The organism is Clostridium saudiense, from assembly GCF_000577815.1.
Lineage (GTDB): Bacteria > Bacillota > Clostridia > Clostridiales > Clostridiaceae > Clostridium > Clostridium saudiense.
In genome coordinates this window covers 217,799-236,848 of the sequence record NZ_CBYM010000001.1, presented here as the reverse complement: position 1 = coordinate 236,848, position 19,050 = coordinate 217,799, and the positions used below count along the sequence as shown (strand labels likewise).

Annotated in this window: 19 protein-coding genes; 3 read left to right on the top strand and 16 right to left on the bottom strand. The window is 28.6% G+C overall.

What is annotated here, in order from left to right; genetic code table 11:
• Positions 1-9 precede the first annotated feature (9 nt).
• The 6 genes from secF to TY07_RS01115 all read right to left on the bottom strand — a co-directional run bounded on the left by secF (position 10) and on the right by TY07_RS01115 (position 6,784).
• A complete protein-coding gene (gene secF / locus TY07_RS01140) occupies positions 10-882 on the bottom strand; it encodes a protein translocase subunit SecF (RefSeq protein WP_042394025.1) in 873 nt (290 codons plus the stop codon).
• A 6-nt stretch (positions 883-888) separates the two neighbouring features.
• On the bottom strand, positions 889-2,142 hold the full coding sequence (gene secD / locus TY07_RS01135) for a protein translocase subunit SecD (RefSeq protein ID WP_042394022.1): 1,254 nt from the start codon (positions 2,140-2,142) through the stop codon (positions 889-891).
• Positions 2,143-2,351: 209 nt separating this feature from the next.
• A complete protein-coding gene (locus TY07_RS01130; protein ID WP_042394020.1) occupies positions 2,352-4,550 on the bottom strand; it encodes a DNA topoisomerase III in 2,199 nt (732 codons plus the stop codon).
• A 65-nt stretch (positions 4,551-4,615) separates the two neighbouring features.
• Positions 4,616-5,926: an MATE family efflux transporter gene (locus tag TY07_RS01125; RefSeq protein WP_042394017.1), complete on the bottom strand. Its 1,311-nt coding sequence runs from the start codon at positions 5,924-5,926 to the stop codon at positions 4,616-4,618.
• 72 nt (positions 5,927-5,998) lie between these two features.
• Complete coding sequence (locus tag TY07_RS01120) at positions 5,999-6,403, bottom strand: arsenate reductase/protein-tyrosine-phosphatase family protein (protein WP_042394015.1); 405 nt, start codon at positions 6,401-6,403, stop codon at positions 5,999-6,001.
• Positions 6,404-6,466: 63 nt separating this feature from the next.
• Positions 6,467-6,784, bottom strand: coding sequence for an ArsR/SmtB family transcription factor (locus tag TY07_RS01115; protein ID WP_042394013.1), 318 nt, complete (start codon positions 6,782-6,784; stop codon positions 6,467-6,469).
• A 189-nt stretch (positions 6,785-6,973) separates the two neighbouring features.
• Between TY07_RS01115 and TY07_RS01110 the strand changes: the two genes are divergently transcribed.
• Positions 6,974-8,986, top strand: coding sequence for a penicillin-binding transpeptidase domain-containing protein (locus TY07_RS01110; RefSeq protein ID WP_042394012.1), 2,013 nt, complete (start codon positions 6,974-6,976; stop codon positions 8,984-8,986).
• Between the two features lie 340 nt (positions 8,987-9,326).
• Complete coding sequence (locus TY07_RS01105) at positions 9,327-9,767, top strand: gamma-glutamylcyclotransferase family protein (protein WP_042394010.1); 441 nt, start codon at positions 9,327-9,329, stop codon at positions 9,765-9,767.
• Between the two features lie 72 nt (positions 9,768-9,839).
• On the opposite strand, the gene aat is transcribed toward TY07_RS01105, so the two are convergent.
• The 10 genes from aat to TY07_RS01055 form a co-directional block, all read right to left on the bottom strand.
• Positions 9,840-10,490, bottom strand: a complete 651-nt coding sequence (gene aat / locus TY07_RS01100) for a leucyl/phenylalanyl-tRNA--protein transferase (protein ID WP_042394008.1) — start codon at positions 10,488-10,490, stop codon at positions 9,840-9,842.
• 127 nt (positions 10,491-10,617) lie between these two features.
• Positions 10,618-11,361, bottom strand: coding sequence for a DUF434 domain-containing protein (locus TY07_RS01095; RefSeq protein ID WP_042394005.1), 744 nt, complete (start codon positions 11,359-11,361; stop codon positions 10,618-10,620).
• 209 nt (positions 11,362-11,570) lie between these two features.
• A complete protein-coding gene (locus TY07_RS01090) occupies positions 11,571-11,873 on the bottom strand; it encodes a hypothetical protein (protein WP_042394002.1) in 303 nt (100 codons plus the stop codon).
• Positions 11,874-12,071: 198 nt separating this feature from the next.
• Positions 12,072-12,452: a lactoylglutathione lyase gene (gloA, locus tag TY07_RS01085; protein WP_042393999.1), complete on the bottom strand. Its 381-nt coding sequence runs from the start codon at positions 12,450-12,452 to the stop codon at positions 12,072-12,074.
• 47 nt (positions 12,453-12,499) lie between these two features.
• On the bottom strand, positions 12,500-12,694 hold the full coding sequence (locus tag TY07_RS01080; RefSeq protein ID WP_042393996.1) for a CooT family nickel-binding protein: 195 nt from the start codon (positions 12,692-12,694) through the stop codon (positions 12,500-12,502).
• Between the two features lies 1 nt (position 12,695).
• Positions 12,696-13,109, bottom strand: coding sequence for a DUF3842 family protein (locus TY07_RS01075; protein WP_042393990.1), 414 nt, complete (start codon positions 13,107-13,109; stop codon positions 12,696-12,698).
• 9 nt (positions 13,110-13,118) lie between these two features.
• Positions 13,119-13,892, bottom strand: coding sequence for an energy-coupling factor ABC transporter ATP-binding protein (locus TY07_RS01070; protein ID WP_042393987.1), 774 nt, complete (start codon positions 13,890-13,892; stop codon positions 13,119-13,121).
• The gene (gene cbiQ, locus TY07_RS01065; protein ID WP_042393983.1) at positions 13,893-14,702 is read right to left on the bottom strand and encodes a cobalt ECF transporter T component CbiQ; all 810 of its coding nucleotides are present in this window, start codon (positions 14,700-14,702) and stop codon (positions 13,893-13,895) included.
• A gap of 61 nt (positions 14,703-14,763) precedes the next feature.
• Complete coding sequence (locus TY07_RS01060; protein ID WP_042393981.1) at positions 14,764-15,795, bottom strand: energy-coupling factor ABC transporter permease; 1,032 nt, start codon at positions 15,793-15,795, stop codon at positions 14,764-14,766.
• A gap of 531 nt (positions 15,796-16,326) precedes the next feature.
• Positions 16,327-17,697, bottom strand: a complete 1,371-nt coding sequence (locus tag TY07_RS01055; protein ID WP_042393977.1) for an MATE family efflux transporter — start codon at positions 17,695-17,697, stop codon at positions 16,327-16,329.
• 219 nt (positions 17,698-17,916) lie between these two features.
• Here TY07_RS01055 and selD point away from each other — a divergent pair, with 219 nt between their 5' ends.
• Positions 17,917-18,954 carry a selenide, water dikinase SelD gene (gene selD / locus TY07_RS01050; protein ID WP_042393974.1) on the top strand — a complete coding sequence of 346 codons (1,038 nt, stop codon included), beginning with the start codon at positions 17,917-17,919 and terminating at the stop codon, positions 18,952-18,954.
• Positions 18,955-19,050: the final 96 nt, after the last annotated feature.

Here is a 19,050-nt window from a genome sequence, read left to right as displayed (position 1 = left end):
ATTTTTGTATTATGCAGTCTTTACTGACTTTTTCTTATTCATTTTATTCTTTAATATTACCCAAATAGGTGAAGCAATAAATATTGATGAATAAGCTCCTGCTGCTATACCTATTAATAATGGGAATGAAAACTCTCTAACTGTAGGGACAAATACATTTACTGCACCAATAATAATTAATGTAGTTAATGATGTATTAATAGATCTAGCTAAAGTTTTATTAATACTTTTATTAGCGATTTCTGCTGGATTACTTCTTCTCATACTATGATTATTTTCTCTTATTCTATCGAATACAACTATAGTATCATTTATAGAATACCCTACAATAGTTAACATAGCTGCTATAAATGAGCTATTAACTGGAATATCAAATATTGCATACACAGATAAAGTTATTAATACATCATGTATTAAAGCTCCAATTGCAGCAACACCAAATGTAAATTCAAATCTAATTGCTATATAAACTAACATAGCTACGCATGCTACTAATACTGCAATTATCGCATTTCTACTAAGTTCTTTACCAACTGATGGCCCAATTTGAGTTTCAGAAACTAATGCTGAATCATCTAAAGTATACTTTTCTTTAAGAGCATCAAATAATTCTGCAGTTTTTGTTTCATCTAATTCAGTTGATTTAATTTCATATTGAGTACCTTCAACAGTTTTTGTTACTGCATCAGAAGCATACTCTTTTACTATATTATCAACTTCTACCTTATCAAAATTATCACCAAGCTCAACTACTAACTTAGTACCACCTTTAAAATCTATACCAAAGTTTAATCCTCTAGTACACATTAAAACTACACCAATTAATATAATTGCAAGGGATATTGAAAACCAAATTTTTGACTTTTCTACTATCTTAAACATATCTCATTACCCCCTCTTTACTCTAAACTGCCAATTAGACTTTAACATTCCCATGTTAACAGCCCATTTCATTAATGTCTTTGTTACAACTATAGCTGTAAACATACTTACTGCTATACCTATCATTAATGTAACAGCAAATCCTTTTACACTACCTGTACCCATAAAATAAAGTACTAATGCTGCAATAATAGTTGTTATATTAGAGTCAACGATCGATGACAATGCATTGCTAAATCCTTTTTCAACCGCAGATTTAACAGACATACCATTTTTTAACTCTTCTCTAACTCTTTCAAATATAAGTACATTTGCATCAACTGCCATACCAACTGTTAACAAGAAGGCTGCAATTCCTGGAAGTGTTAATGCAACATCAGCTTCAACAAATACTAATAATGTTAAGCATACATATAACGTTAATGCAATACATGCAATAACTCCTGGAATCCTATAATAAAGAATCATAAATAAAAATATAATTGCTATTCCTATAAGTCCAGCCTTAACTGCATTTGGAAGTGCTTCCGCACCTAATTGTGCTCCTACATTTTCAATTTGTATAGCTTTTACTGTTACTGGAAGAGCTCCTGCATTAATTAATCCTGCCAAATTCTTAGCTTCATCTATAGAACTACTTCCCTTGATAATAGCATTTCCACCAGTAATTACACTATCAACTGTTGGAGCAGAAATTTCTTCATCATCCATGTAAATATAAATCTTCTTATTAAGGTTGTTTTCAGTTGCTTCAGCAAACTTTTTTGTTCCTTCATCAGTTAACTTTAAAGTTACAACTGGAGCATTACTTGTAGAATCAAGCATAGTTCCTGCCTCTTCTACATCTGAACCACTTAACACTTCGTTTCCATCTTCATCTTTAAAAGTCAAATTACCAGTCTTAGATAAACTATCAACTAAATCTTTTGAATCGTATTCACCTGGAATTTCAACTCTTACCCTTCTGTCACCTTCCACTGTCACTGAAGTTTCAGCAACACCAAGCTTATTAACTCTTAAATCGATAAGTTGTCTTGTCTTTTCTAAGTCCTCTTTTGTTACATCTTCATCCTGTATCTCCATTAACACAGAAACTCCACCTTGTAGATCAAGCCCCTTAGTAATAGCTTTATTGAATGACTTAAATTCCCATCCTGCTATTTCAACGCCTCTAGCACCTGCAAAGGCAAATACAACTATAACAATTAAGGTAAGAATAAATAATATAGTACTTCTACCTTTTGTATGTCCTTTTTTCATGGTTTTCCCCCTTCTATTCTTTTTGTTTCAACATTAATTATATTATGTCTACTTTCCAATAGCAAGTAAGATTAGGATTTTCTCCATTTTTTACATATATTTTTTACGCTTCTTTCAGAAAAACTTCATTTACTATTTATATTATAGCATTAAAAAGCAAAATTATTCCTAATCTTGCTTTTCAATACACTTCAATATACTATTTTATACTATTTTTCATCAAACTTCATATTTCCTAATAAAGCTGCAAATGGATTATCCTCTATAGCTTCTTTTTCTGCTTCTTTCTTCATTTTAGCCATAATTCTTTGAGTTTCTCTCTTATCCACTTTTCCCTTTTTATCAAATCTCTTTTCAAAAGAAGATGCTTTTTCTCTAAAATTACAATTTGCCCCTGTGCAAACGTAAATTTTACCTTCTCCTTGCCCTCTAATTTCTAATTTTTTCTTACACTCAGGACATCTAGCATTTGTTAGCCTAGCAACATTTTCTCTATATCCACACTCTCTATCTTGACAAACATTCATTGTTCCATTTTTACCTTTAACTTCTAAAAGATATTTGCCACAATTAGGACATTTTTTTCCTGTTTTATTATCATGTACGAATTTACTATTTCCGCCCTTAACATCTTCTACTAAAGCAATAGAATAATTTTTCATTTCCCTAATAAATCCATTCCAATCTCTTTTACCTTTTGCAATTTCATCTAATTGCCTTTCCCACTTTGCAGTAAGTAAAGGTGTTTTTAATTCAGTTGGTACTAATTCAATAAGTTGCTTTCCTTTAGATGTAGGTACGATTTCTTTACCTTTCTTTTCAATAACAAATGAATTAAATAATTTTTCAATAATATCAGCTCTAGTTGCAACTGTTCCTAAGCCTCCAGTTTCCCCTAAAGTCTTAGCTGCTTCTTTTCCTACATTTATATACTTATGAGGATTTTCCATTGCAGATAAAAGTGTACCTTCATTAAATCTTGCTGGAGGTTTAGTTTCTCCTTTATTTAAAGAAACATTTTCTACAACAAATTTATTCCCTTTACTTAATTTAGGCAATACTTGTTCTTTAATATCCTCTTCACTTGAGTCATCTTCCAATTTATCATAAAGCTTTTTCCAGCCTTTTGATAATATTACCTTTCCCTTAGCTATAAATTTTTCATTTTCAATTTTTCCTTCAATTGTAGTTTGTATATATTCAAAAGGTGGTAATAGTACACTTAAAAACCTTTTAACAACTAAATCATATATTTTTCTTTCTTCCGAACTTAAGTTAGAAAGATTAGGCTTTTCTTCAGTTGGAATAATTGCATGGTGATCACTAACCTTAGAATTATCTACAAAACCTTTATGAGCATTTATCTTTGTTTTTAATAAATCATCAGCAATACTTCTGTATTCACCAATTGCAACAGCTTTAAGTCTATCAGGAATAGTCGCTACTATGTCTGTAGTAACATATCTTGAATCTGTTCTTGGATAAGTCAATATTTTATGATTTTCATATAATCTTTGCATTATATTTAATGTTTGCTTTGCTGAATATCCAAAAATCTTATTAGCATCCCTTTGCAATTCGGTTAAATCATATAAAGCAGGTGCAAACTTCTTTTTATTTGTTGAAATAATATTTGCTATTTCACCTTCTGCTCCTTTTATTTTAGAAACAATTTTATTTGCAAAATCTTCATCAAATATTCTACCATTATTATCTTTATTTACCCACGCTAAACTATAACCTTTAGTTTTTGCATTTATCGTATAATATGGCTTAGGCTTAAAGTTTCTTATTTCCTCTTCTCTTTGAACTATCATTGCAAGTGTTGGAGATTGAACTCTCCCAGCAGATAATTGTGCATTATACTTACAAGTTAAAGCTCTTGTTACATTAAGTCCAACTAGCCAATCAGCTTCAGCTCTACAAACGGCTGCTCTATATAGATTTTCATATTCTTTACCATCTTTTAAATTTCTAAATCCATCTAAAATAGCTTTATCAGTTTGAGATGAAATCCATAATCTTTTAAGTGGCTTCTTAACCCCTGCTTTTTCAATAGTCCATCTAGCAACAAGTTCCCCTTCTCTTCCAGCATCTGTAGCAATTACTATTTCGCTAACATCATTTCTATTCATAAGTTTCTTAACTTCGTTGAATTGCTTTCCAGTTTTCTTTAATACTACTAACTTCATGTATTTTGGTAACATAGGAAGAGTTTCCATCTTCCATTCTTTATATTTATTATCATAACCTTCTGGATCCATAAGTCCAACTAAATGACCCATAGCCCAAGTTACAATATATTTACTTCCTTCTATATATGAACCCTTATTATTATTACATTTTAAAACCTTTGCTAAGTCTCTTCCTACTGATGGCTTTTCTGCCAATACTAACACTTTACTCATATTTGCTCCTTTTTCATTTGGAATTTTAACTAATTATATCATACTTTCCTAAAAACATATATTCTCTATAAAATCTTTCTAATCTTAGTTTCATAAATAAAGTAAGAACATATTCCTTTTAAAATACTAGATATACAAATACTAATCCAAATTCCACTTATCCCAAAAGGTTTAATTAATACTAGAGCAAGAGGAATTCTAAGACTTGTAAACACAATACTAATAGTTGCAGGAATATTAGGTTTTCCTATACCTGTAAACATTCCATTTGATATCATTTCAATAGCACTAAAAACTTGTGAAAAAGCTACTGCTTTTAAATAAGCTGATGCAATTAAAATTGTTGATTCATCACTTATAAATAACCTAATTAATGGCCTATTAAGCAATAAAAATACTCCTGCCATAACTATTGCATAACTTATTCCCACTACTAATGCACTTCTATATCCTTCCTTTATTCTGTTTGATTTTCCTGCTCCAAAATTTTGACCAGTAAAACTTGCAACAGCACCATTTAATCCTCCAATTATCATATAAGCGATAGACTCTATTTGAACTCCAATTTTTTGTGCAGCAATCGCTTCTGATCCAAACATCGCTATAATCTTAGCTAAGATAATATTTATAATTGTAAATAAAATTCTTTGAAATGCCATTGGAAAACCAAGCCTTATTATTTCTTTTATCTTTTCAAAATCAACCTTTAAATCATACCTATAATTAAGTATCCCATTTGTATTTATTCTAAATAAAATAAACATTATAACATTAGCTATTAAAGTACTAACCCCTGCACCAATGACACCAAAATTTAAAACATAGATACATACAGGATCAAGAATTATATTTAAAATAACTCCAACTCCATTTATCTTCAGAGCTAACTTATTATTACCAAAACTCCCCAATATTCTTGTATACATCATATTAAAAAAAGCAAAAAATAAAATAGGAGCATTTAAAGCTAAATAATAATAAGCATTACTTTCTACTTCACTATTATTCAAATTTAAAAATTCTATAAATCCTTTTCCTAAAAAGATTAGAATTAACCCAAAAACAGTACCAATAATTATATTTATTACTATTCCTGAATTTATATATTCCTTTATTTCATTCTCATTTTTTCTACCAATTGCATGTGCAACTTTAATTCCTGTTCCAATAACAACTAAAGAATTTAAAGCATTACCAATATTAATATACAAACTTGAAGAACCAATACTTGCTACAGCATTACTTCCAAGCCTTCCTACCCATATCATATCAATTAAATTATATGTAAATTGTAATAATGAACTACCCATTATAGGTAATGCTAGTGCAGCTATAACTGATATGACTTTTCCCCTAGTTAAGTCTATTTTTTTCATATTATCTCCATCCGCAAATCTTTCTCAAAATTTACTACTTTATAATAATCTCGTATTATAAAATTTTTCTTTTTAAATTTCGTTATTCTTAATCTTTTTTGCTAATTCTTTTACCTTTTCTTCTATTGCTTTAGCTACCTTTATAAACTCTTCATCACTTTTTCCCGTAGGATCTTCTAAGCCCCAATCTTCAATATGTTCTGCATATAGATATGGACATACAACATTACATCCCATTTTTATCACTATATCTACTTTAGGGATATCACTTAACAATTTAGACTTTTGTGTTTTATTCATGTCAACTTTATATAAATCTTTTATTATCTTAACTGCTTGCTGATTAATCATTGGTTTTGTTTCAGTTCCTGCTGAATAACATTCAAACTCTTCATTACCATAAATTTTTCCTAATGCTTCTGCCATTTGTGATCTACAAGAATTGTGAACACAAATAAAAGCTACTTTTTTCTTCATTCCAATCATCCTTTACTAATTTAATCTTATTTATTTTTAATATATTTTTAATATATTTTTTATTTAATTTTTACATTTTGAATTATCCACATTTTCGTTACTATGTACCTTCGTTAATATCTTCAATAAGCTAAATGCATATTCACAGCCCTCATTACTTATTGAATAATAAGTCCATTTACCTTCTTTTCTATTTTTAATTACTCCAGATTCACATAATATTTTCATATGATGTGATAAAGTGGATTGACTGATATTTATTTTTTCCAATAAATGACATGCGCATTTTTCTCCACTTTGAAGAATCTCAAGAATCATCAATCTATTTTCATCACAAAAAGCTTTAAATACCTTAGAATTGGCTTCATATTTATTCTTCATTACAACACCTCATATCTATTTTTTTCGATATGATGATTATATATATATACTAAAAATTTATCAATACATTTTATATTTAAATTCTATTATTCATAAATAATTATAAAATTGCTAACTTATTATTTTATTTGGAATGTTTTCCTTAAAATAGTATAATAAAGTATATTAAACAATCAAAGGAGGATGATTATGAAAAACCTAAATAAGTTGCTTTTACTTTTATCATTAATTATAGTAATAATATTTTCATTAGGTTGCTCAAAAACAAGTAAATATAATGAAGCTTTTAATTCCTATGTTGAAAAATGGCTTAAAAGTGATTTTTCTGGAATGTATTCCATGTTAACAAAAGAATCTAAGGAATCAATTAATGAGGAAACCTTTGTTAATAGATATAAAACTATCTACTCGGCAATTAACTTAGACAATTTAGATATTTCCTTAAATAAGGATCTTGAAAAAAAAGATAATTACTATACTGCCTCATTTACTTTAAAAGCAACAACTATCGCTGGTGAGTTAAATTTAACAAATTTTGACGTAGATATTTATAAAGAAGAGGACAACTATCTAATTAATTGGGATGAAAGTTTGATTTTCCCTAATATGATAAAGGATGATAAAGTTTATGTTAGAACCACAAATCATTCTAGAGGTAAGATATTAGATAGAGATGGTAATATTTTAGCTGAAGATGGTACAATTTCAGTAGTTGGAATTCATCCATCTAAATTTAATAATGAAAATCGTAATTCTAAAATTACAGAACTAGCAAATACATTAGATATTAGTGAAGATACTATTATAAGCAAGTTAGATGCAAATACCGATCCTGAGCTTTTTGTTCCAATAGTTAGTATAACTACTACCGATGAAAAACTCCAAACTCTTACTAATAGAAATGAAGAAGGAATTCTTATTAATACTAAAACTTCAAGAGTTTACTATGGTGGAGAAGCATTCGGAAGATTAATTGGTTACGTTGGAGCAATTACTGCTGAAGAATTGGAAAATAAAAATGACTATAGTTATACTTCAACAAGTTTAATTGGTAAGGCTGGAATCGAATCTGTTTATGAAGATACTTTACGCGGTGAAGATGGAGCTGAAATTTACATTAAAAGAGGCTCTGATGAAATAAGTATATTAAAAAAAGAAGTTATTAATGGCGAAGATATTAAACTTACAATAGATTCAACTTTACAAAATAATTCCTATACACAGTTAAATGGAGAAAAAGGAGCTGTAACAGCTGTTGATCCTATTTCTGGTGAAGTTTTAGCTTTAGTAAGCTCTCCATCATATGATTCTAATATGTTTACAACTTATGTCACTAAAACTAAAGCTGCAGAAAGAGAAGCAAATAATTACACTGATACTGTAAATAGATTCAGTAAAACATATGCCCCTGGCTCTACTATGAAACTAATAACAGCTGCAATTGGCTTAAATACTGGAAAAATTAACCCTGATGAATCTATAGAAATTAATGGATTAACATGGCAAAAAGATTCAAGTTGGGGTAATTATAAAATAACTAGGGTAGAAAATGTTAGTCCAGTTTCATTAAGAGAAGCCGCTAAACACTCTGATAATATTTACTTTGCCCAAGCTGCATTAAAGATCGGTAGCGATGATTTAATTAGTGGTATAAAAGGATTTGGTATAGGTGAAGAAATGACTTTCGAATATCCAATGACTGATTCTAGTATTTCTAACGATGGAAGTTTAAATTCTGAAATTTTACTTGCTGATACAGGTTATGGTCAAGGTGAATTAATGGTTACTCCTTTAAATATGGCCTTAGCATATAGCGCTTTAGCTAACAATGGTAATATTATGACTCCTAGATTAGTTTTATCTGATAATAGTACTGCTTCTATTTGGAAAGAATCTGCTATTAAGCCTGAAAACCTTCAAACTTTAATTGAAGATTTTTCTGCTATGGTAAATGATGAAGATGGTCATGCATATGAAATGAAAATTGACGGATATAATATAGCTGCTAAAACTGGAACTGCTGAAATTAAATCATCTCAAGATGATACTAACGGAACTGAAAATGGATGGTTTGTTGCAGTAGATACTACTAGTTCAAAATTAGCTATTGCAACAATTATAGAAGATGTTAAAGATAGAGGTGGAAGTAGCATTCCAATTCCTATGGTTAAAAATATTATGGAAGAATATCTAAATAGATAGTAAAAAAATCTGTATCAAAGAAATATCTTGATACAGATTTTCTTTTTTATTACTATTTTTATAATATTAACATTCTTTATTATTTACACTTAAAATTAAATCTTTTATATTACAATTATCACTTATTTTTTAATTTATAATCTCCTCCTCAATACTGTTTCATTTATAATTTACATATATCATAAACTTCACTATATATAATTCCAATATACCCATTTTATTATTTACAGTTAAAATACTATTTAGTATAATTTTTTCAGTATCAACCCATATACCTTGTGGGAAACTATGAATAATCCTCAGATATTTTTTTCTAGAAAATAGGTGGTGAAAATTACTAATGAAAAATATTAATTTTTTTGTTTACGGAAGCTTAAGAGAAGGATTTTATAATTATAATAAGTTTTTAGCCGGAAAGATTTTTAAGAAAAAACAAGGAAAATTACATAATGTTAAATTATATCATATGCCCTATAAAGGTTATCCTGCAATAGTTCCAGGTGAAGATTATATATTAGGTGAAATAATGGTCATTAATAAAGAGGATTATGATTCTACTATGAAGGCACTTGATAAAATGGAGGGCTTTATAAGTGAAGGAAATTCTGAAAATGAATACCATAAAATGCTTTTAGAAGTTGAAAATATTGAAAATAACCAAAATGAACTATGTTATGTATACTTTTATAATAAAGATAGGGATAAACTTTTTGATACTGAAGCAATCTACATTCCCAACGGAGATTGGAAAGACTATATGTTAAATAATTCAATTATTTAAATAGAACCATTTATATATAATAAGGAGATATTACTAAGAATATCTCCTTATCTTTAAATTAATATTTTTTATTTATAAAGCTAGTCCTTCCTTTAACATTACCTTAAATTCTTTCCAACTAACAAACTTTCCACCCATACTTTCTAAATGGTTTGTGTGCATTTGACAATCTAGAAAAATATATCCCTCTTCCTCAAGCTTTTTACAAATACTTATTAAAGCTACTTTAGACGCATTACTTTTCTTTGAAAACATACTTTCTCCAAAGAAACACTTTCCTATCTTAACACCATAAAGTCCTCCTACAAGTTCTTGATCTTTATATACCTCAACACTTGTGGCAAAACCTTTTTTATGTAAGTTGATATACGCTTCCATTATTTCATTAGTTATCCATGTTCCTTCTTTATTTTCCCTAAGTTCTTTACAGTTTTTTATTACCTCATTAAAATCTTTATCAAAAGTAACCTTAAACTCACCTTTATTAAACACTCTTTTCATTGATTTTGATATATTAATCTCACTTGGCTTTATTATAAATCTCGGCTTTGGACACCACCATAAAATTGGTTCACCTTCACTGTACCATGGAAAAATACCATTGCAATAAGCTAAGATAAGTCTTTCAAAACTTAAATCTCCACCTACTGCTAATAATCCATCTTCTTCTGCTAAATCAGGATTTGGAAACATTATTTCATCACTTAATTGATATACTGGCATATGTTCATCACTCTCTCTTAAATTTTATCAACTCTATTATCTTATTATATATCAATATTATTAAATAAAAAAAGTTAAAAATACACTTGTACTTCTAACCTTTTATCTAATATCAAAATATTATTAATCAATTTCTCTTTTCACTATTATATTTTTCTAAATTAATAACCCAAGCATTATCAATATATTCTTTAATAATATAACTAACTAAATTAATCCAACCATCACATTTATCTAAAATAATAGAATCACTACTTACAACGTAATTACTCTTTTCAAGTATAACATCAGGATTAATAACTATATCAACATTTACATTAACTTCCCACTTCTCAGCAGCTTCATAAATTGCAGCTTTAAGATTTCCTGAATTAGAAACAGGGGCATCTATATAAAAGTTAACACATTCTAATTCTAGACTTCTAAAAGCTTTTCCTAAGATTTCTAATACACCATATGTTTTATCAATTAATCTATAAGTACCTCTTAGTCCTGCTAAATCTCTTATAGCTCCATCCATACACTTTATTAATAATCCCTTAGATAATGCCACCTCAAGAGAAATAATAAAATTAAATGCATCTATATTAATAGTTTTTCCCTTTAAACTAGACACACTTATCTCCTTATCTCGTCTCACTTCTAAATCCTTGATTGAGCAACTTGCCCTTCTAATTGCCATGCGTTGTCTTGTTGAAAATTGATACCTTCCCCCTACAAAATCAATTATATTACTAATAGGATAATTTCTATTAAGCAACCAAACTACTTCTTCTTGTGCATGCCTTAATCTTTCTATCTCCTTACTTGAAAAAAATCTTTCATCTTTATCTTCCTTGCCTCTAATAGTTCTCTTTTTTATTTCTTCCATATTGTATTACCTTTCATATCTATTTTTAATAGTATACTACTTATATTTTATATTATTTTTCTTTATATTATAAAAAATCACTAAATATAAACTTCTATTATTTAGGTTAGACAAAAACTTGTACGTAAATTAAAATTAAATATAATAACAAAAACATCAATTTACATTTATGTGAAAATTGATGTTATATATAAGAAATAAATTTATACTTAAAAAATATAAGTCATATTTTGTGGTTCAAAATATGATAATCCATGTGATTTTGCCATTTCAGATATTATGTCATTTAAATATTCAGCATCTTCAAGCATACATCCAATTATTACAAATCCTTTTCCCTTAGCAATTTCAATATTAAGCTTTTTATCAATTAAATCTTCATAAAATTCATCTATTAAGCTTATATCTCCAACTAAAGAACTATCTCCTTCACATAACATTTCATATAAAACCTGTGCTCCAACTGCACTACTTACACTATCACTATTCCATACTGCACAATACCAATCCATTATTTTCTCCTTTGCTTATTAAAAATTCACTTAATACTAGGAATATTCATTACATTTAACTTTTCCTACTAATACACTTATTCCACTGTATTCTGAAATATTTTAATTTCAAAATTAAAATACCTAAAAAAATAAGAAGTAAAGAAACTTATACAAACTCCTAAAGAATTTCTATATCCCCCTTACTTCTTAAAGTAATTATCCTCTTATAACTTCAACCTTATATCCATCTGGATCAGTTACAAAGTAATAATGAGGTTTTTCTCCTGGAAGCCCCTTTAAATCAGTAACTTCATATCCCATTTCACTGTGCTTTTCTCTTAAAGACTCAATATTATCATGAGCTATAGCAATATGACTAAATCCATTTCCTAAATCATAAGGAACTTCTGGATTATAGTTATAAGTAAGCTCTACTTCATAACCACCTGGTACATCTGATAAATAAACTAATGTAAATTTATGCTCTGGAAAATCTTTTCTTCTCGTTTCTACAAGTCCTAAAGCATTCTTATAGAACTCTAGTGATTTTTCTAAATCCATTACTCTTATACAAGTATGTAACATTTTAATTGACATAATATACCTCCTAAATTAAACTTGTATAAATTATAGCATAAATTACTTTATTTTTCAGCCTCTAAAATAATCTTATGATTAACTAATTCCATCTCTTTAATTTTTGCTCTAATCGTTTTTCTTTGACTAAATATATTTTCTAAAAAAATTCCTTCTTCTCCAGGTATAATTTTATCTACTGACTCAAGTAATAATCTTTCTCTTCCCTCTCTATCAATTAAATAAACATTAGCCTCACACATATTATCTACCTCCATAATTTTTAACTATTTCAACTACATCTTCAATATAATGTGGTAGCGATTTATTTTCTATGCCTACAACTAGTACATTACATTTATTTAAAGGAATAAGTACCTTTTTTACAGAACTTTCTGCTATTGCTTCTGCCATCTTAGGTGTTAATTCACCTAAAAAAGAATTTGCACAAACTATTCCAACACTCCCTAATATCATATCTACTCTTGTAGAATTATAAACTATTGCATTTTCACCTGTGGCTCCCTCGTTAGCTCCAGCCTTTAACATCATTGATGTTGCTAAAGAATTGGTTCCAAGTGCTATTATTTCTAACTCCTCATTGCAAGTTCTCCTCAGCCTATCTACAATTGCCTTTCCTATTCCGCCACCTTGTCCATCAATAACTGCTATCTTCATAATCCCTCCCTATTTATTAACAAACTGCTTATTACCTCTCCCACAAATAGGACAATTTTGAATAGATAAAGGAATTTCTAGTCCACATGTATCAAGCAACTCACTATCTCTTAATATTTGCTTAGATGATCCATCAGCAATAATCTCCCCATTTTTTATTACTATAATTCTATTACATGTATCTAAAACCATATCTAAATCATGACTAGTAATTAATTTGGTATGTTCAAATTTATTAAGCATATTTATTAAGTTTCGCCTTGACTTAGGGTCCAAAGCTGATGTGGGTTCATCCATTATTAATATATCCGGTTTCATAGATAATACAGAAGCTATAGCTGCACATCTTTTCTCTCCACCAGATAATTTAAAAGGTGCTCTATCCTTTAAATGTGGAATTCCTACTAAATTTAATGCTTTCATAACTCTTCTTTCAACTTCGTCCTCTTGCAAATTATAGTTTCTTGGACCAAATGCCACATCATCATATACAGTTGTCATAAATAATTGATCATCTGGATCTTGAAATACCATACCTAACTTTTCTCTTATTTTACTTAATGTTTTTTTATTTAATTTCTCTTCCCCTACTATTATTTCACCATTTTTACTGGTTAATATACCCATTAAGAGCATAAGTAAAGTAGATTTTCCAGCCCCATTTGCTCCTATAATTCCAACAGATTCACCAGGCATTATATCAAAAGACATGTTTTTAATTGCTTCTTGTCCATCTGGATAAGAAAAAGTTAAATTTCTTACCTGTAGTTTATGATGAATCATTTATCCGATCACTCCTGAAAATAAATTTCCTATTAAAATAGGTATATTAAAATTTCTTGCTACTATGAAAAATAAACACCAAATAGTTAAATATAAATAATCTGATAATTTAATTTTTAAAGAAGCAGTACTATTATATTCTCCATTAAATCCTCTTAACTTCATTGCTTCATATACCCTTTGAGCTCTATCATAGGTACGTAAAAGCATCTGTCCTATAAAAGAGCCTAAATCTTTCATTTTAACTCCTTTTTGGCCTGGTGCTCTTAAATAGTATGCTTTCATCATTCTTGATGCTTCTTCAACTAAAACTGAAATATATCTATATGTTAATAAAATTTGCATTACAAATATCTTTGGTACTTTTATCATTCTTAATGCACAAGCTAAATTTTCCATTCCCGTAGTAGCTATAAGTAAAATACTTACTACAACTGTAAGCAAAATTTTTATAGATAAAGATAAGAAAGTTATCCATCCACTATTAATTATTATTCCTGCTACATTCATTGGAGTTTTATCATAAAATAAATTTATAACTCCTACTCCTAGTATAAATGGTGCTGCTATTAAAACTCTTTTTAATATTGGAGCTAATGGTATTTCTCCTAAAGAAGTAATAAGAATGGGATAAAATACAAAAGGTATTAATCCACTAATTTCATATTTATTAAATGATACTACACATATTAAATACAAAAATGTAGTTATTAATTTTACTAATGGATGAATACAATGAATTATTGTATCTTTCTTTGCTAAATCATCTAAGGTATTAATTTCGTAAATTGAGTTCATTATATTAGCCATTTATTATCAAACCTTTACTTAAAATTTAAAGGCAAGGCAAAGAATTTGCCTTGCCTAAAGCTTAATGAACATTAACTTTTTTTCTTTTTCCCTTTATAAACTTAACTCCAAACCCTATTAAAAGAGCTAGTCCTAATGTTAATGCTCCACCTATAATTCCCGAAATACTTGTCCCTACACTAACTGCTGGCCATTCTTCTTCATTATCACTTTGTGACTTAAAACTATAATCTGGAAGAAATGCAGTCTTTTCTTGAATATTTGATAATGTATCATGTACTCCTCCTGGCGAATCTAATTCTGTAGTTCCAGCGGTTTTCTCCATAGACCACTCTAATCCATCTGGATTAGCTGATGCAAACCAAGATAACATTCCTCCAACAATTAATACTGCAATTATTAATCCACCTAATACCCTTTTCATAGATATATTTCCATAAGCCTCTCCATCTGAAGATTTTTCTAAAATTTCTGGTCTTGCTTTCCATACAAAAGTTACTACTGCTGCAGTTACAAGCCCCTCAATAAATCCAATTGCAAGATGTATTGGTTGCATTAATAATACAAAGGTAGTAAATGGCAATTCAGTTTTTCCTGATAACAATGTTTCTAAAACAACACTAAATGCCCCTAGCTGAAGTCCTATTATAGATGCTAGAACCGAACCAGCAAATATTCTTTTTGTACTTATTCCTTTTCTATTAATAAACTTATAAATAAATGGATATGCAATAAAACATGCATAAAATCCCATATTAAAGACATTACATCCATAAGCTAGTAATCCACCATCAGCAAAGAAAAGCGCCTGAATGAGCAGTATAGCTGCCATTGTTAAAAATCCAGCATAAGGTCCTAATAAAATAGAAAGTAAAATTCCGCCTCCAATATGTCCGCTTGATCCTGTGCCTGGTATTGTAAAATTAATCATTTGAGCCGCAAAAACAAAAGCTCCCATTACACCCATTAATGGAATCTTTTTTTCATCCATATCACTATTTATTTTTTTTACACTATATGTAGCAACAGCTGCTGTTGCTACCAACATAGTTCCACCTACTGCCCCTGAAACTAAGGCATCTCCCATGTGCATAATATCTACTCCTTTATAAAAATATTTTTTATAGATAAGCTCTAATATTTAGCACCTTCATGGCCCTATTGTATAACTTTATTCTTTACTAAGTTAAACCTTCATGGTTTATATATTTACATTATATACCAGAAAATATTTTTTTAAAATAGTTTAATTATAAAAATAAATTGATTTCTATTATCAATAATACATATGCTTTATAGTAGAATTAATAAATATCTTAAAGTGTTTAGTTATGCTTTAAACAAATTAATACAACAATAATTGAAATAAAAATAATGCATATGATAAAAGTGCTTTATTACACTTTTTCATATGCATGTTTTTATAATAATTTATTGTAATTCATCACTTTGAACAATTTTTGTCTTAGCCTTCTTCTTCTGCTTAGGCTTTTTTTCATTTCTATTCTTTGCCAAACTATTTTCACCTCACTTAAATAAATTAACGTAATAAATAATTACATTAATTAGAGTGCTCTTATTTACGCAAAATAATACTGGCAATAATATCATTCTAAGCCAAAAATTAAGCTCCTTCAAGTTCAAATTCTCTTGTTACGTTTCTTACCCATTTACCTCCTAATACTCTTACAGCTGCAATAATTGATTTTATTACCTCATCACTTTTCACAATAAAAAATACTGCTTCAATTGGCCATTTTAATATAAATGCTACAATAAATCCGCAAGGTATAGCTACAAGCCATAAGAAAATAATATCATTTATTAAGACGAACTTTGCATCTCCTCCACCTCGTAGAACTCCCATCATTAATGTAACTCCAAAACTTTGAAATATAACTATAACTGACATAGATCCCATAATTTCAACTGCTATATTTTTAGTTACTTGAGATACATTATAAAAATCAACTACAATAGGCCTTATTAATAAAATTACGCCCCCTGCCATAATCCCCATTATTATACTAAGTACACCAACTGTTCGTGAATACTCTTTTGCTTTTTCATTCTTGCCTTCACCTATAGTATTACCTATAATTACCGCAGTTGCATTTGAAAGTCCAAATATAAATACAGTTACAAATTGAAATACTACATTACTTATACTATTAGCCGCTACAGTTTCAGTTCCAAGCCTTCCAAGTATAATAGAAATCATTGTTGACCCAGTTGACCATAAAAATTCATTAAATAATACTGGTGTACAATTTGTTAAAAAATCTTTAAAAATTATTTTATCTACTTTTAATAAATGTGAAGCCTTTAATAATATTTTATTTTCAAATTTAATCATAAAAATTAAAACTATACTAAATTCAGTTATTCTTGCTATAACCGTAGCTATTGCTGCTCCTTGAACACCTAATACTGGTGCACCAAAATTACCAAAAATTAATATATAATTAAAAAATGCATTAACAACTAATGATAAACTATATACAACTAATGAAATTTTAACTGTTTTTACTGAACGAAGCATCATTATTGTACAATTTGTTATTGCATAAAATATATATCCAACAGAAACTATTCTTAAATATGAAACTCCTTCCTCTATTACCCTTGTATCAGTAGTATATATTCTCATAAACTGACTCGGGAATACTATTGCTATAAAAATAAATATAGCTGCAATTATTAAGCAACCCCTATACATTATTGAAAGTATTTTATGTATTGTTTTTACATCTCCTCTTCCCCAATATTGTGATATCAAAATATTAGATCCCCCAGCTAGTCCAAATATTAATATCGTCAATATAAAGAATAAATTATTTCCAATTGATGCAGCTGATAATTGAACTTCTCCTAATGCTCCTAGCATCATAGTATCTACCATACTTACTGCAAACGTAATTAAATTTTGTATTGCAATTGGTAAAGCAATACTTAAAATTAGCTTATAAAAATTTTTTTCTTTGCTTATTAACATTATCTTATCCTCTCTTTTCTCTAATATAAAAGCTATAAGTTTATATATTTAATACTTTATGATAGAACATGGTTGTTTATATTTTCCATCTTTTTTTTAGTCCTATATACCTATACCATAATTAAATAAATTCTTCCATATATATTTATAATTTTTTATTTTTTATTTATAATAATCATATATAAAAAATATTTATTTCTTAATTCGAAGGGAGAAAAAATGGGGAATACTATAAAATTAACTACCTTAACTAAAACTTCTGGGTGTGCTGCAAAAATAGGTCCTGGAGTTTTAGATTCAGTATTAAAAAATCTACCTAAATTTGAAGATTCAAATCTTATAGTTGGTTTTGATAAAAAAGACGATGCTTGTGTATATAAAGTAAGTGAGGACAAAGCTCTTATTCAAACTGTTGATTTTTTTCCTCCTATGGTTGATGACCCATACATATTTGGACAAATTGCTGCTACTAATGCATTAAGTGATGTTTATGCTATGGGTGGTGATCCTGCAATTGCAATGAATCTATTATGCTTTCCATCTTGTTTAGATACATCAATAATGCATGATATTTTAGCTGGTGGATACAGTAAGGTATCTGAATCTGGTGCAGTTGTTAGTGGTGGTCATACTATTGCAGACCCTACTCCTAAATATGGACTTTGTGTAACTGGCTTTGCTCATCCTAACGAAATACTTACTAACAGCAATGCTAAAACTGGCGATGTCCTTGTTCTTACTAAACCTTTAGGCATAGGTATCTTAAATACAGCAACTAAAGCTGAATTACTATCTGCTGAAAAAATTAAAGAAGTAACTAATGTAATGACAACTTTAAATAAATATGCTAAGGATTCTTTAAAAAACTTAAGTGTTAATTCTTGTACAGATATAACTGGATTTAGCCTAATAGGTCATGGGTATGAAATGGCAAGTGGAAGTAATAAAACTATTGAGTTCTATTCTAATTCAATTCCTCTTCTTAATGATTCTTTAGAGTATGCTAGTATGGGAATTATTCCTGAAGGTATGTACAATAATTTAGAATATTTAAAAGATATTTTTAGATGTGATTCTTCTGTTACTCAAGAAATGCAAGATGTACTTTTAGATCCTCAAACTTCTGGTGGTCTTCTTTTATCAATGCCAGAAAAAGATGCTTTAGAGTTTATATCAAGAATGGAACTTAATAATCCTTGGACAAGAATTATTGGTACTGTTACTGATAAACAATCCCATTCAATAATAATAAAATAATATACAATTAAAAAGTCAGCATAACCTACTGTTTATTTTAGATAAACTGTACTAATTATGCTGACTCATTATTTAATATTATACGCTACATAATAT

Excerpts from the sequence above, each read along its gene's own strand:
- secF (WP_042394025.1), bottom strand. The coding sequence starts at position 882 with ATGTTTAAGATAGTAGAAAAGTCAAAAATTTGGTTTTCAATATCCCTT.
- secD (WP_042394022.1), bottom strand. The coding sequence starts at position 2,142 with ATGAAAAAAGGACATACAAAAGGTAGAAGTACTATATTATTTATTCTT.
- TY07_RS01130 (WP_042394020.1), bottom strand. The coding sequence starts at position 4,550 with ATGAGTAAAGTGTTAGTATTGGCAGAAAAGCCATCAGTAGGAAGAGAC.
- TY07_RS01125 (WP_042394017.1), bottom strand. The coding sequence starts at position 5,926 with ATGAAAAAAATAGACTTAACTAGGGGAAAAGTCATATCAGTTATAGCT.
- TY07_RS01120 (WP_042394015.1), bottom strand. The coding sequence starts at position 6,403 with ATGAAGAAAAAAGTAGCTTTTATTTGTGTTCACAATTCTTGTAGATCA.
- TY07_RS01115 (WP_042394013.1), bottom strand. The coding sequence starts at position 6,784 with ATGAAGAATAAATATGAAGCCAATTCTAAGGTATTTAAAGCTTTTTGT.
- TY07_RS01110 (WP_042394012.1), top strand. The coding sequence starts at position 6,974 with ATGAAAAACCTAAATAAGTTGCTTTTACTTTTATCATTAATTATAGTA.
- TY07_RS01105 (WP_042394010.1), top strand. The coding sequence starts at position 9,327 with ATGAAAAATATTAATTTTTTTGTTTACGGAAGCTTAAGAGAAGGATTT.
- aat (WP_042394008.1), bottom strand. The coding sequence starts at position 10,490 with ATGCCAGTATATCAATTAAGTGATGAAATAATGTTTCCAAATCCTGAT.
- TY07_RS01095 (WP_042394005.1), bottom strand. The coding sequence starts at position 11,361 with ATGGAAGAAATAAAAAAGAGAACTATTAGAGGCAAGGAAGATAAAGAT.
- TY07_RS01090 (WP_042394002.1), bottom strand. The coding sequence starts at position 11,873 with ATGGATTGGTATTGTGCAGTATGGAATAGTGATAGTGTAAGTAGTGCA.
- gloA (WP_042393999.1), bottom strand. The coding sequence starts at position 12,452 with ATGTCAATTAAAATGTTACATACTTGTATAAGAGTAATGGATTTAGAA.
- TY07_RS01080 (WP_042393996.1), bottom strand. The coding sequence starts at position 12,694 with ATGTGTGAGGCTAATGTTTATTTAATTGATAGAGAGGGAAGAGAAAGA.
- TY07_RS01075 (WP_042393990.1), bottom strand. The coding sequence starts at position 13,109 with ATGAAGATAGCAGTTATTGATGGACAAGGTGGCGGAATAGGAAAGGCA.
- TY07_RS01070 (WP_042393987.1), bottom strand. The coding sequence starts at position 13,892 with ATGATTCATCATAAACTACAGGTAAGAAATTTAACTTTTTCTTATCCA.
- cbiQ (WP_042393983.1), bottom strand. The coding sequence starts at position 14,702 with ATGGCTAATATAATGAACTCAATTTACGAAATTAATACCTTAGATGAT.
- TY07_RS01060 (WP_042393981.1), bottom strand. The coding sequence starts at position 15,795 with ATGCACATGGGAGATGCCTTAGTTTCAGGGGCAGTAGGTGGAACTATG.
- TY07_RS01055 (WP_042393977.1), bottom strand. The coding sequence starts at position 17,697 with ATGTTAATAAGCAAAGAAAAAAATTTTTATAAGCTAATTTTAAGTATT.
- selD (WP_042393974.1), top strand. The coding sequence starts at position 17,917 with ATGGGGAATACTATAAAATTAACTACCTTAACTAAAACTTCTGGGTGT.